This is a genomic window from Armatimonadota bacterium (assembly GCA_023511795.1).
In the GTDB taxonomy this organism is placed as follows: domain Bacteria; phylum Armatimonadota; class UBA5829; order DTJY01; family DTJY01; genus JAIMAU01.
In genome coordinates, this window is the sequence record JAIMAU010000001.1 from 225,393 (window position 1) to 239,588 (window position 14,196).

At 47.4% G+C, this 14,196-nt stretch carries 10 protein-coding genes and 1 other annotated feature (1 of these 11 cut by a window edge); of the genes, 8 read left to right on the plus strand and 2 right to left on the minus strand.

Features of this window, described 5'->3' with window-relative positions; genetic code table 11:
- Positions 1–239: a binding site (T-box leader), on the plus strand; it begins 104 nt to the left of the window's first position.
- 42 nt (positions 240–281) lie between these two features.
- From K6T99_01020 to K6T99_01045, 6 genes are all read left to right on the plus strand, one after another.
- On the plus strand, positions 282–2,963 hold the full coding sequence (locus K6T99_01020) for a valine--tRNA ligase (protein ID MCL6518388.1): 2,682 nt from the start codon (positions 282–284) through the stop codon (positions 2,961–2,963).
- Positions 2,964–3,033: 70 nt separating this feature from the next.
- Positions 3,034–4,389, plus strand: coding sequence for a bifunctional folylpolyglutamate synthase/dihydrofolate synthase (locus K6T99_01025; GenBank protein ID MCL6518389.1), 1,356 nt, complete (start codon positions 3,034–3,036; stop codon positions 4,387–4,389).
- A 226-nt stretch (positions 4,390–4,615) separates the two neighbouring features.
- Positions 4,616–5,116 carry an ATP-binding protein gene (locus tag K6T99_01030; protein ID MCL6518390.1) on the plus strand — a complete coding sequence of 167 codons (501 nt, stop codon included), beginning with the start codon at positions 4,616–4,618 and terminating at the stop codon, positions 5,114–5,116.
- Positions 5,117–5,236: 120 nt separating this feature from the next.
- On the plus strand, positions 5,237–6,328 hold the full coding sequence (locus tag K6T99_01035) for an aldo/keto reductase (GenBank protein ID MCL6518391.1): 1,092 nt from the start codon (positions 5,237–5,239) through the stop codon (positions 6,326–6,328).
- Positions 6,325–7,059 carry a DUF1638 domain-containing protein gene (locus K6T99_01040; GenBank protein MCL6518392.1) on the plus strand — a complete coding sequence of 245 codons (735 nt, stop codon included), beginning with the start codon at positions 6,325–6,327 and terminating at the stop codon, positions 7,057–7,059. The genes K6T99_01035 and K6T99_01040 overlap by 4 nt, the downstream gene beginning before the upstream one ends.
- 109 nt (positions 7,060–7,168) lie before the next feature.
- The gene (locus tag K6T99_01045) at positions 7,169–8,167 is read left to right on the plus strand and encodes a TGS domain-containing protein (protein ID MCL6518393.1); all 999 of its coding nucleotides are present in this window, start codon (positions 7,169–7,171) and stop codon (positions 8,165–8,167) included.
- 34 nt (positions 8,168–8,201) lie between these two features.
- Here the strand turns inward: K6T99_01045 and K6T99_01050 are convergent, their stop codons facing one another.
- The gene (locus tag K6T99_01050) at positions 8,202–9,443 is read right to left on the minus strand and encodes an MFS transporter (protein MCL6518394.1); all 1,242 of its coding nucleotides are present in this window, start codon (positions 9,441–9,443) and stop codon (positions 8,202–8,204) included.
- Positions 9,444–9,568: 125 nt separating this feature from the next.
- Between K6T99_01050 and K6T99_01055 the strand changes: the two genes are divergently transcribed.
- Together K6T99_01055 and K6T99_01060 are read left to right on the plus strand one after the other, a co-directional pair.
- Entirely contained in the window at positions 9,569–9,982 is a 414-nt protein-coding gene (locus tag K6T99_01055) for a secondary thiamine-phosphate synthase enzyme YjbQ (GenBank protein ID MCL6518395.1), read from the plus strand.
- Positions 9,983–10,058: 76 nt separating this feature from the next.
- A complete protein-coding gene (locus tag K6T99_01060) occupies positions 10,059–10,769 on the plus strand; it encodes a DUF169 domain-containing protein (GenBank protein ID MCL6518396.1) in 711 nt (236 codons plus the stop codon).
- A gap of 63 nt (positions 10,770–10,832) precedes the next feature.
- Here K6T99_01060 and K6T99_01065 read toward each other — a convergent pair whose 3' ends face one another.
- On the minus strand, positions 10,833–14,108 hold the full coding sequence (locus tag K6T99_01065) for a hypothetical protein (protein MCL6518397.1): 3,276 nt from the start codon (positions 14,106–14,108) through the stop codon (positions 10,833–10,835).
- Between the last annotated feature and the right edge of the window lie 88 nt (positions 14,109–14,196).

A 14,196-nucleotide genomic window follows, 5' to 3' on the forward strand; every position in this document is an offset into this window, starting at 1 on the left:
TCAGGCTGAGTCTCATCGTCGAATGTTGAGCCTGTCAAAGGCGTGAGGAAGCCGAAGCAGAGCAAAATTGCAAAAGAACTTCATGATTGCTTTCGATGACGGTGGGGTAAGGTTTTAAACCCCTAGGGATTAAGCCTGGCCGGGCAAGCCCGTTATAGCTAAAAACGAGGCCTGTTAATGTTTTACAATGGCAGGCGAATTAAGGTGGTACCACGGAAGAAGCTCCTTTCGTCCTTTAGGATGGAAGGAGCTTTGTGCTTTTAAGACACGGGGAGGAGACTATGAACCGATACGACACATTGCCGAAAACTTATGACCCAAAAGTAGTCGAACCAAAGTGGTATGATTTTTGGATGGAGAAAGGATACTTTGCAGCTGGCAATGCCGAGGATCTTCTTAGAGAAGATCCTGGGAAGGAGAAAATGTACTCCATAACAATTCCACCGCCGAACATTACTGGCTCGCTTCATATGGGCCATGCACTCTGTTATACGATCCATGATGTCCTTGGGCGCTGGAAGCGAATGCAGGGTTTCAATGTCCTAATCCTTCCAGGTACTGACCATGCCGGCATTGCTACTCAGAATGTGGTTGAGAAGCAGTTGGCGATGGAGGGATTGACACGCCACGACCTAGGCCGGGAGAAATTCCTCGAGCGTGTTTGGCAGTGGCGTGAGGAATATGGCGGCACGATAATCCGCCAATTCAAGCGTATGGGATATGCTTTTGATTGGGATCGCCTTCGATTTACGATGGATGAAGGATACGCGGATGCTGTGTTGGAGGAGTTCATCCGTTGGTTTAACGATGGCTTGATATACAGGGGCGTTCGCGTTATCAATTGGTGTCCAAGATGCCAGACAGCGATATCGGATATTGAAGTTGAGTATGAAGAAGTCGCCGGCCACCTTTGGCACATTGACTACCCATTGGAAGATGGGTCAGGTGTCGTAACGGTAGCCACCACGCGCCCAGAAACTATGCTAGGCGATACTGCGGTGGCTGTGCACCCCGAAGACGACAGATATCTCGGCATTATAGGAAAAAATGCTATTCTACCAATAATGGGGCGCTCCATTCCGATTATTGCTGATACTCATGTAGACCCGAATTTCGGTACTGGGGCGGTCAAAGTCACGCCTGCACATGACCCAAACGACTTCGAGATAGGCATGCGCCACAACCTTCAGCAGGTGGTCGTAATTGGCACAGATGGAAGTATGACGGAAGAGGCAGGAAGGTTTGCAGGGATGGACCGGTATGCGGCGCGTGAGGCAATCGTCGAGGAGCTAAGGAGTCAGGGTCTACTTGTTCGTGAAGAGGAATATGTCCATTCAGTTGGAACTTGCGCCAGGTGTGGCACCACCATAGAGCCCCTACTTTCGGAGCAGTGGTTTGTCCGTATGAAGCAAATTGCTCAACCAGCCATTGAAGTAGTTCGCAACGGAAGCGTACGCTTCGTCCCCGACCGTTATGCGAGCGTATACATTGATTGGATGGAAAACATTCGGGATTGGTGTATCTCCCGCCAGCTGTGGTGGGGTCACCGGATACCAATTTGGAAATGCCTAGATTGTGGCGAGTATACAGCATCAAAAACAGAAGTCAGTGCTTGCTCAAAATGTGGCAGTAGGAGTGTTGAACAAGATCCAGACGTTCTCGACACCTGGTTTTCATCTGCCCTTTGGCCTTTCGCTACAATGGGTTGGCCCAAGAAGACATGGGAGCTTGAGTATTTCTATCCAACATCAGTTTTGATAACCGCTCGCGACATAATCTATCTTTGGGTTTCACGGATGATTATGACGAGCCTGTATTTCCTGAATGAGATACCATTTCGGGATGTGTATATCTATGCCACAGTTCTAAATGAAGAGGGTCGCAGGATGAGCAAGTCGCTTGGCACAGGAATCGACCCTCTTGACCTCGTCGAGAAATATGGCGCTGATGCACTCAGATTTGCTTTGATTCAGCAGGTTGGCAAAGTACAGGATATCCGCTTTTCTGAGTCGCGAGTTGCAGCAATCAGGAACTTTTGCAATAAAATTTGGAACATTGCTCGCTTTGTGATGTTGAGTCTCGACGCCGAATCTGGTGAACTTCCTGAGGAGCCTTCACCAGAGGTTTTGCGAAATGAGGATAAATGGATACTAAGCCGCCTTCAGAAAACCATTGAAACTGTCAATGCTGGCTTTGCCAACTATGATATGGATGCTGCCGCCCGAGTGCTTTATGATTTCTTATGGAGCGAGTATGCTGATTGGTATATAGAGCTTGCAAAACCTAGGCTTCAAGGTGAAGAAAAGCCAATTGTTCAATATGTTCTCTGGTATGTGCTTGAGACATCCATGCGTCTTCTTCATCCAATTATGCCGTTTGTTACAGAGCAGATTTGGCAGTCTATTCCTCACGAAGGTGAAAGCATTATGAAAGCTGCATTCCCCGGAGCGGATGCATCTTTAATCAATGAAAAGGCAGAGTGGTGGATGGACCTCATAATGGAAATTACTCGCTCAATTCGCAATCTTAGGGCGGAAATAGGCGTTTTACCTGGCAAAACGGTTGGGTGCATCGTTGTTTCCGAATCTTCTGATGCGAGGGCTGCAATCTCGTCAGGAATAGAAAGCATAATGACCTTGGCTAAGGTAAGCAAGCTCGAAGTTGCCTCTTCCAGACCCTCGACGGAGCATGTGCGCTTTATATCGGCGCATTTGCCCGAGGCGGATATATACATTCCGCTTGCCGGATTAGTGGATATAGATCGAGAGATTGCGCGAGTTACTAATGAACTCTCCGAAGTTGAACGCGAGCTTGCTAGAACCACATCAAAGCTGACTAATGAACAGTTCCTTGCTCGTGCGCCAGCACATGTAATTGAGAAAGAACAGCGAATTGCCCAAGAGCTTGCCGACCGACGTAAAAAGCTTCAAGAGCGGCTCGACATGCTGACGAAAGGAGAGTAGCCTGGCGTTATTGAAAACTAAGTAATTGCTAGTCTAGACAGAGGTAAATATTTCAAATTCGCTTGCTACCATGAATGATATTTTTTCATATGAAGAGGCTGTTGAGTATATCCACAGCCTGGGTGAATCCGTGATTAAACTCGGCTTGGAGCGTTTCCGTGCTCTTTGTGAGAGTCTTGGCAACCCTCAGAACAAGCTGAGAATAATACATATTGCCGGAACAAACGGAAAGGGCTCTACTGCCGCAATGGTATCGGCAATTTTGCGGGCAAATAATTACAAGGTTGGAGCATATTATTCACCTTTTGTCTATGATATCCGGGAGCGTTTCATGCTTAATGGCGAAATGATTCCTCCTGTTGATTTCGTCAGACTGGTGAATACAATCCGGCCACATGCTTTGGCTTTAGAAAAGACACCGCATGGTCACCCTACTGAATTCGAAATGAAGACAGCTATTGCGCTCCTGTATTTTGCCGAGCAAGAGGTTGACTTCGCTGTTTTGGAAGTAGGACTTGGGGGCAGGCTTGACGCCACGAACATTGTAACTCCTCTTGTGAGTGTTATAACGAATGTCGGATTGGATCATATGGAAAGGTTGGGCAATACCATATCAGAGATAGCATTTGAGAAGGCAGGCATCATCAAGGAAGGTATCCCCGTGGTCACAGCTGCCCAGGATAGCGAAGCTCTGAAAGTCATCAGACAGGTGTGCGATGAGCGACATACTAATCTTTTTCATGTCCAGCCTACAAATTATGCTAGATGCTTTAAAGTAGAGCCTCAAAAGGACAGTTCACTTAGGGGGCCGCTTTGTGAGAGTAGCGTTCAGAACTCTTTTTCGCTTGACGGCATTCTGACGAGATATGAGAATGTTGAAGTTGGAATGAAGGGTGAATTTCAGCTGGTAAATGCTGCGACAGCACTTGCAACCATTGAAGTTTTGATAGAACATGGCTTTTGCGTCTCTGAGCAGGCAATCCGCGAGGGGTTAAAGAAAGCTTATGCACCCGGTCGACTTGAAGTGCTACATGAGAAGCCATTTGTAGTTGTGGACGGTGCGCACAATCTAAACGCTGCGCGGGAGCTAGCTCAATCGCTTTGTCGCATTCCCCATAATCGGCTGATACTTGTTATTGGGATGGTATCCGGCCATTCCGTTGAAGACGTAATGTCGGAACTTGCGCCACTTGCACACACGATTATAGCTACTAAGTCCTCAAATATTCGCGCGGCGCCCGCTGAAACAATTGCTAACATAGCTAGACAATTCTGCTCAAACGTGGAGCAAATCACGCCTATTCGGGAAGCTGTACGGCGTGCCCTTGCGCTCTCTTCTTCTAATGATTTGGTGTGTGTAACTGGTTCGTTCTATACAGTTGGCGAAGCTCCCAGAGATATCAAGAGCCTGGTTAATAAGTTTTGAACAGATGTTAGATTGGGTATAAACAAAGTGACCCCCTGGTACTTTGAACTATGTAAATCACCCCACGTTTCCAATCTGCGTGATTTGCGCTGAGGCGGCCGGCACATTTCACAGCACCGACTTTGTGCTTCCTTGGCGGCAGGGAATTTTCGAGTCTAGATTCAAAGGCGCGGTCACCCCCCGACGCAGTCAATGCAATGCAGAGTTTATGGAAGGGGTGGTAAAAATGAGAAAAAGCCAGGGTTTAGTGAGAAGTCTTAACCCTATGCGAAGGCATTCGTGCCAATGCGAGGGAATTAGAATTCCTCGGCTCAAGAGAGTCTCTGCGATTTTCATGCAAAATAATCAGGTAGAGGTGCGCTTCAAAGCGGATATGAAATACCTGGTTCTAGTGCGCTTGATTACCCAAGAAGTAGCTGAGAAGTTAAAGCTGAGTAACAATTCCGTTTATGATCTAAAGCTTGCCGTTGGAGAAGCATGTGCTAATGCAATTGAACACGGCTCGCCTCTGGGTAGCGAAAACGATGTAACTGTAACATTTTCACGGACCGAAAAGGAGCTTAGAATCGAAATTGCAGACCAGGGTGCAGGAAGTTGGATAGAATCTAAGGTTGGATGTGGCAGTGATAGAGGATTTGGCATCCCCATAATGCGGGCACTCATGGACCAGGTGGATTTTGTGGTCGGTCCCGATGGAACCAAGGTGATTCTCACCAAACGGCTTTAGTAGGTAAATTAGAATACGCATCATCTTGTGATTTTTAGACGTGGGTAGAACAATTAAGTATTTTACGAAGGCTTAAACTCGACTCACGTCTAATTTTATATATGGGGAGGGACAAATAAATTGGAGCTTCGAGAGCTTGGACGGACTGGAAAGAAACTCACGCTTTTGAGTCTTGGTTGCATGCGCCTTCCGGATGATGATGAAGAAGGCGCAAAAGTTGTCAGTCGGGCGGTTGACCTTGGTATTAATTACTTTGAGACCTCGGAATGGTATTGCTCCAACCGAAGCGAAATAAAAGTTGGTATGGGCATAAAGGGTCGCAGAGATAAAGTATATATCTCTACAAAGTGCAAAGTTAAACCCGAAACTACTCAAGATGATGTCAAAAGGGCTTTTGAGGGCTCGCTTCAGAGGCTGGAAGTTGATTATGTGGATTTTTATCAGGTGTGGGATTTTAGATGGCCCGAGTACGATGCGGTTTTCAAGAAAGGCGGAGCGCTCGACGCATTAGAGAAGCTTCGTGACGAAGGTCTTATTGGCCACATTGGTATGACAAGTCATGAGTCAAATGAACATGTTATCGAGTGTCTCAATACAGGCTGCATTGAAAGCATCACTCTCGCCTACCATATGCTGAATCGCGAAAAGGAGCCTGTTATTCAGTATGCTTACGAGCATGGCATCGGAGTTGTCATCATGACGCCGCTAGCCGGCGGAATGCTTGCTACTCCATCGGACGTTTTGTCTAGCTTGGCTGGCGGGAAACGAACGTCCACAGCGGCAGTAGCTCTTACTTTTGTTATGTCGAATCCTTATGTGACCACAGTGCCTTCGGGCATGACTTCGGTTAAAGAGGTTGAGGAGAACGTTCGAACTGCTGAGGAATTCGTGCCGCTCACAGTCGAAGAAAGAGATGTACTCATCAAGACACTTGATGAATATAAAGCCCTTGGTGAGAGGTTCTGTACGGGATGCAATTATTGCATGCCATGCCCAAATGAGGTTCGTATTCCAGGTCTATTCCGCATCCGCAATTACTACAAAGTTTTCGGCCTTAAAGAATGGGCTGTGCGCTCGTATGCACGAATGAAAGAACGCCATCCGATAAATTGTACAGAATGCGGTGAATGCGAGAAGAAGTGCCCCAATAACATCCCAATAATTCAGCAGATAAAGGAAGTCCAAGAGCTGTTCGAAGGAGGCGAGAGTTGAGGCTTTGTGCAATTTCCTGCGAGGTTTTTGCCCGTGAATGCGCTCGGGCGACCGCTTATTCGCCGCACGTCGTAGATTTAATTCTTCTACCGTTCGGTCTCCACAATGAGCCCGATGAGCTTCGGCGTCGGATTCAGAAAGAGATTGATATTGCTTCCGACGGCAGATTCGAATATATCGTTTTAGCATACGGGTTGTGCAGCAGGGGTACTGCTGACCTCGAGGCTAGGAGCACGCCAATCGTCGTTCCGCGCGCTCACGATTGTATTACTCTTCTTCTCGGCTCAAGAGAGCGATATAAAGAGGAGTTTCAACAGCATCCTGGGACTTATTACCACAGTCCAGGATGGGTTGAGCGCAAAGAAGGAGAGATTAGGCAAGGTGTGGTGGACTCGATACAGGAGCGTCTTGAAGAGGAGCGTTTTAAGGAGTATGTTCAGAAATACGGCGAGGATAACGCGCAGTTCCTAATTGAGCAAGAGCGCCTTTGGCTCGTAAACTACAATAGGGCAGCTTTTATTAATACGGGGCTGGGCAATATTGAAAGCTACCGCGAATTTACAAAGCGATTGGCCGAAAATAGGGGATGGTCATATGAAGAAATCCCGGGCGACACGCGACTAATAGATAGGCTTCTTTTTGGCGATTGGGATGAAACAGAATTCCTCATCGTTAGGCCCGGATGCCGAACCATCGAGCAGGTAAACAATGAGATCATTTCAGCGGTTTGACATCGAGACACTAACCGCCAATTTGCCCCTTGCTGTATTGCTCTGCTTGTGCTTGAGGATTGGAATTCAACGTAAAATATGTTAAATTTTCCTCGGTGATGTAACTGCAATGCCTGCAAATCTAACCCCACAATATAAGGAAGCTGAAGAACGATACCGCCAGGCGAAAACTTTTGAGGAGAAGCTTGCTGCACTGGAAGAAATGCTTGCGGTCATTCCCAAGCACAAGGGAACCGAGCACATGCAGGGCGATATCAAACGCCGAATTGCTAAGCTAAAGGAGCAGGAAGAGCAGAGGATTGCCAAAGGCAAGCGGTCTTCTAGCTTGTATAACGTCGAGAAGGAGGGCGGCGGACAGGTAGTTCTGGTTGGTCCCGCAAATTCAGGCAAATCAAAACTGCTATCGCGCGTTACGAATGCTCAACCTGAGATTGGAGAGTATCCGTACACAACCCAAAAGCCATTGCCGGGCATGATGGAGTATGAGGATATACAATTCCAAATTGTAGATATGCCGCCAATCACAGAAGAGTTTACGGAACCTTGGATGGCAGCAATCGCAAGAAACGCTGATGGAATCTTGTTTGTTCTTGATGTGAGCAATGGTTCGGTGCTCGAAGAAATCGAAAGCACTCTTCGCATACTAGAAAAGTTCCGTGTGCGACTTTATGGGTGGGATAGGCCAATACCCAAGGACGAACTGGGCATTGTTGTTCCAAAGAAGACGATTCTTGTAGCAAACAAAATGGATTGCCCAGAAAGCGCCGAAAACTTGGAGGTAATCCGCGAACTTTATGGAGACCGATTTCCTATTATCCCAGTATCTTCCGAGACGGGCCAAGGGCTGGAGGATCTCAAGCAGCAAGTTTTCCGCATGCTTGATGTTGTCCGCATTTATACGAAAGTACCAGGAAAGCCAGCCGATATGGATACCCCATATGTCGTCCCGCGCGGCACGACTGTAATCGAGCTAGCTACAATGATCCACAAAGATTTTGCTGAGAAGCTGAGGTATGCTCGAATTTGGGGCGCCTCAAAGTTCGAAGGCCAAATGGTCAGCCGGGATCATGTGCTTGAAGATCGCGACATAATCGAACTCCACGTATAATAACAGCTGGAGCTATATGCGAATTGCCCCTTCCCTAGGATTTTACAACCACAGCTTCCTTTTCAGGATCCTTGAAGAAAAGCAAGAATGCCAGTGCACAAGCAACGGTTAGCGCGCAGGGCACTAGGAAGACCTTTGTCCACATGTGCTGGTCGACTGTGGTCGGAAATACCTTGAGAATGTATCCTGTGAACTGCATCCCCAGCCACGTGCCGATTCCGAGAGTTACTAGCGCGTAAAGGCTTTGTGCCGATGCCCTGATGTCTTTGGTTGCAACCATATCCACAAATATCTGGCTTGCGGCAAAGAAGAATGCATAGCCAAAGCCGTGAAGAGTAAGGGATGCTATTACGAGCGGCCGCATTACCTCAACTGGACCATAGGGAGCAGCAGAGAAAACTATGTAGCGTAGCGGCCAAGCAATCACACCAAGTGCAAGAGTCCTTCGGACACCCCAAATTCGCAGTGCAACAGGCAGGAGAAATGCCATAGCGATGATTTCAGCAGCCTGAGCTACTGACATAGTGGCTGGTATATCAGAAGTGTCTATTCTAAGCGCTCGGTTAAGGAAGTCCGCAGTCGGCAGATAATAAAATTGCAGTTCTGTGGTTACTACAAACGCAATTAGGATAAAGATAAGAAAGTTTGTATCTTTTAATAGAACAAATGCTTTTCGGAACGCAAGTGGGTCGGCTGCTTCGTCCTTAGTGGGCGGAGTGTGGGGTAGCGTTAGACAGAATAAACCCATAATAATGCTTGATATGCCTGCGAGCAGAAGGCAGTCTGCCATGCCAGGCGGTGTGCCGGTTTTTCGCCAAAGAGTTAGCACCAGGCCTGCTACAATCCAGCCAATAGTTCCCCATACTCTTATTTCACCAAAGGCTTTCTCGTCTTTCAGATGATGAAATGCTAGCGAGTTTGTTAGAGCAAGTGTCGGTGCAAAAAGCAGACAATAAAGACCGAACACAAGCATTATGTTTCCAAACCCATGGGTTTTGGCAGCAATCAGGAGAAACACCCCACCAATCAGCTGAGCAAATGCCAGAAACCACTGGGTCGGTACCCATCTGTCTGCAACTTGCCCGCCCGTGAATGGAGCCAAGATGCATGCTAGTGGTAGTAGCCCGAAAAGTAAGGCGGCCTGTTGCGGAGTAAGCCCCAATCCATTTGGTGGAGCACTTACAAGATAGGGCCAAAGAACAGGAGCCCAGGCTCCCCAAATTGCATATTCTAAGAACATCATTAAACTAAGACGGAAGCGTAAACCAAATCCCATAATATCCTCCAGCGAAGAATAAATTCAAAATATCTTTCGATAAAAAAACCATCATTCCTTCATTTTGAGCATTGTAATTGACTTAGCTTAAGCATAAAGATTAAGATTGTGAAGGGTGAAACTGGATGAAATCGCATACAGAATACCTTTGGTTTAATACTTCCAAGAGGCGAGAGTACATTAATATAACTGGTGAATGCGCAAGAATCCTAAAAGAGAGCGGCATCAAAGAGGGATTGATGCTAGTTTCGGCTATGCACATTACTGCCGGTGTATGGGTAAATGATAATGAGCCAGGTATTCTCCAGGATGCCGACGATATGCTTGAGCGACTTGCGCCGTTCAACCCAAATTACCGCCATCATCAGACTGGTGAGGATAACGGTGATGCCCACCTGAAGAACCTACTTACCCATCACCAAGTTATAATTCCCGTCACGAACGGTCAGCTCGATTTGGGTCCATGGCAGACAATTTTTTACTGTGAGTTCGATGGACAGCGAAGAAAGAGAGTTGTGGCTAAGGTAATAGGAGAATAGGATTTTGTAAGCTGATTATTAATGTTGGACTGCGTTTGGTATTCAATGGCTATTAGCAATTTTGGGGAGGTTGACAATGATTTGGCAGGAATACTCACAAAGGTTGAAAAATGTCCTTGAGCTAAGGGGTAGCCCTGTAGCAGTTACATATTCGATGGAACCGGCGAAGAACGCCGAGCCCGGGAAACACTCGGCTTGCAAGGCGATTTTAGATGCACGAGACGGCAAAGTTATTAATCTTACAAAGGATAGTTCCTCATGTCCCGGCGGAATTTGGCATCTTGGTCTCGGCCCGCGACCCAGCGGAGACCAGGATAAAGCACTAAAGAAGTTCCTCGTTAATGGCGAGAAACTCTTTTGCTCGATTGCCGTTTTCCAGAGGGTGATGATGTTGGGTACCCCTCCGCCAAAAGGTGCAGCGGAGAATGTAATTTTAGCGCCCATGGAGAAGGCAGGACTAATGCCGGATGTCGTGCTATTCCTCGTAAATGCCGAGCAGGCGTGTAGATTGATACAGCTTGCGGCTTATTGGGATGGCATTAATCCAAGAACTGAGCTCATTGGTTCCGGATGCCACATGGCAATTGCTTATCCAATAGTATCTGGCGAGATTAATGTTACATTTCTCGACTGGACAGCTAGAAGAACGCGTCCGTATAAGCCTGACGAGCTAATCATCAGCATCCCATATCACAAGCTGCCAAATATTGTGGAAGCAATTGATAAGTGTACCGCAGGCACGGCCAAGCTTGAGATACCGCCAGAATTTCAAGCGCATGAGGAATAATAATTAAGTTTATGGCTTGGCTCGATTATTAACTTATTATCCAAGAGATAGAACACTTGCAACTTAATAAACAGCGACCACGTGGATTCTCGCAGGCAAGTTGGCCGCTTTAAGCCTGATTATCCCTTTTTCTGCATCAAAGTTTTCATGAGGTTTTCCATCTACGGTTACCAGACGAATCTGTTTCTTCGTCGGATGGCGCAAGTGAACCTCAAGCGTATCAGGCGGGTTTCGCTTTGGAGGCTTGATTGTTGCTTCGATAGTATTGGCCATTGAGTTTATCGAAAAGCTCAATTGCCCAAAGTAACTAGGCAAGTTTTCGCAGTTGATTTTCTTGCCATTTTCAAACCAGGCTCTGGGCGCACCTGGAGCAATCATGAGTGTATTTCCATCTTCCATCACCAGCATGTGCCTAAGCCATGTGACGAAAGCACTTTCGTCTGGCGATTTGAAAAACGGTCCCGCGCCGCGCCCGTAGCTTTCAACAGGATGCTCGCAAAAGACGCGCACGTCCTGGTATAGGTTCGCCGCCATGCTGTTGTAGAATGCCCGAATAGCATGCTCGGGCTGTCCTCGTTTGAGATATACAAGTGGATTTGGCAGGAGGTTCGACTGGATGGTAATTCCGCCCTGACTAAACCAGTATTTCTCAAAGTCGTCTATCTTCCGGCCGTAAAGTGGGCTTATAAACACATTGTCCTCTGTGTCTTTTAGTATCCATGTCGCCTCATCGCTCTTTGGCTCATATATACCACAGTCAATCAGGTGCACGGGGCCATACAGTGCATCTCTGATCCAACCCCAATCTCTCCCTCTAAGAAGGCAACGGGTGGGTTGGAATGGCACAGATGTGCCATCTCTGAGGCGAACTACTGGGGCACGTGTCATTGACTCACGCACTGCTTGGCGAACGTCGCTCATGAATGCTTTTGCATCTCTCTCGATTCTTTGCGCCTCAGGATGCTTAATCTCTTTGAGCACTTCCGCTGCCTCAATCATCCCGCGTGCCGCATAAACATTCACGGCGTACCAGTAGTGGAACTCTGGTGGGTCTTCGAGATGGCCAGGCGGAAGTAGCCCATATTCCCATACCTTGGTTCCATGAGAGTCTGTGCGCATAGTAGCCTTGCGCTCGCGAGTAATAAAATCGCATGCGGCAATTAGGTTAGGGGCAATCCTTTCAGCCCATTTTCTATCTCGTGTGATTTTGTAGTGTTCGCAGAGCGTCCAAAGGACGAAACCATGGTCGAGGTTATAGTTGAAAGTCTGGTAGTCGGTATCCTCGCTCACACGCAAGCCATGGAGCGCCCCGGCAGGGTTCTTGAAACGCCCGTGGAGGTTGCGCGTGCCCTGAAGTTTGAGAAACGGCTCGAGATACTTTTCTGCGCGTTTGTGGTGTCCTCTGAGGTCTAGCGATCTAACTTGATGCATTGCTTCATTAGCGCAGACACCATACGCGTGTGTAGCAGCAGGAACCATTGTCAGGCCAGTGAGTGGATCTTTGTCAGCCGTTATGGCAATATGGGTAACCTGGAAGCGAATGAAATCATTGAGGAGAGGCTCAGGAGTTTCAATTTGTGCTCCCGAGTTGATGATAGATTTCCAGTAATCAGTCGTTTCTCTAAGTTTGTTTGCGTAATCAGGGCTTGCTATTTGCGACCGCCCCTCCATACCTGTGAAAGTGATGAACGGCACGCGAAGTTCGACCTCGTGGGATTGTTTCGGGCTAAGTGCAACCGAATACCGAACCACGCTTGGCAATTCGGCTGTGGATGTTATGTCAAGTTGGCCTTTGCCTTTTGTGTTGAAGAATAAACGTAATCGAGGCAGGTCATATACAATGTCAGGCTTTCCGTTGTGAGGTTTAAGGTCAGCTGTTGCCATCACACAACTATCTATTAATTCGAGCCTTTCTGGGTGCTCCATTGCAATCCACAAAAGTGCAGTTGCCGGCTTGTCAAGGGTGTTTGTGATTGAAATTTTATTGAACAGCACTGTTGTTTCGTCGCTGCGTTGCTTTGTTTCCTCCGCCTGTCCACCTTCCAACAATGCAGCAAAGCTTTCTTGGCGATACGAAATTCCCTCGGTTTCCCATTCCGAAATTAGCACAGGGAGGTAACCGTCGAGGATAGATTGTTTGGTGTCGTTCTCACCTTCGCGCTTTTCCATCGCCCTTCCTGTCATAATACGATATCGAAGCAAGTCCTCGCCTTCGGGCCAGAGAAGCAGCTCGCGTTCGGTTGGCTTTGATTTCAGCGCACTCCTGTCTATTAATATGTCGCCATTGTAGAGAACTGCGATTTCTTGCCGATTGCCATCACATCCAAGTGGCACGTACCTCGGCAGAGGAGTCTGAAGTGTTTTCTGAAGCTGTGGGATTTCTCTGCTTGCGCGCTCATAAGATTGTTCAGGTTCATCTGTAACTCGATCGTAGACGCATTTTTCGGTTTGTGTGTGGCTTCTAGACCATTCATCAAAACTTACTCCACTCGAGATGAATACGCCAAAGTCCTTGATAAAAATTGGTTCACAGACTGCTTCCAATGGCAGGAATGAAAAGCTGAAGTGGTCAGTATGCAAAGTGCAAATCGTTCGGTCGGGCGAATTGAGTGTTACCTCGGCGGCAAGAACAGACATATCCAATACTTTGCCCTTGATGTTCAGTTTGATTCCTTCCCCTGGTTTGGTATATTGTTCGCCGTGCATTCCGTAGCCGTTGTGTACTTCCAGTAGTCCTGATTGCGGTATCCGCTTGTTTATGCATCCGAATTCAATCTTGATGGGTAACTCAATCCATTTGTAATCGCCTTCAACCCTTATAGATAATATTTCAGGTGTTTGTCCTTTTGGGAATAGGAGGCGAACACGGAGAGTTGGTCGGTATGTCACAGGTTCAATGCTGTTCCTGTCAAGCTCTTCACGGTCAAGAGGGAGAACAGAAAATATGGTTTCTCCATTTTTGCAGAAGTGGCTTGTTTTCGCAGTGACCCACTGGCCATTGTAAAGGTCATCAATCGCATTCCACCCGCTTAAACCGTGCTGAGGCCAACTTTGGTGCCAGTATTGGACTTTAATTAGTGACGGGTCCGGTGCTTTGTCGGGATGTAGCCATTTGACGACAACTTTGCTGAATCGCCTAGGTTCTTCCCACTCAAAGCCGATATGTGGTCCACCTTGTTCGGGTATGTCTTCCGGTCGCCACCATCTTGTGCCGTCGATGTTTGCCCGTGGCTGAAGTACATGGCTTTCGATGGTCTCGGGCGTTGTGCCTGTCCAGTAAGCTACCATAGCAAACGGAGCAACGTCTGCAAATTGGCCAGGTTGCGGCAAAATGAACATAAGAGTTTCCCCCTCTATGTTTTCCTTGTAAATTATAAACTCTTTAATTGGAGAATTGACGGATACCTTTACAAGTTTTTGCTGCTTA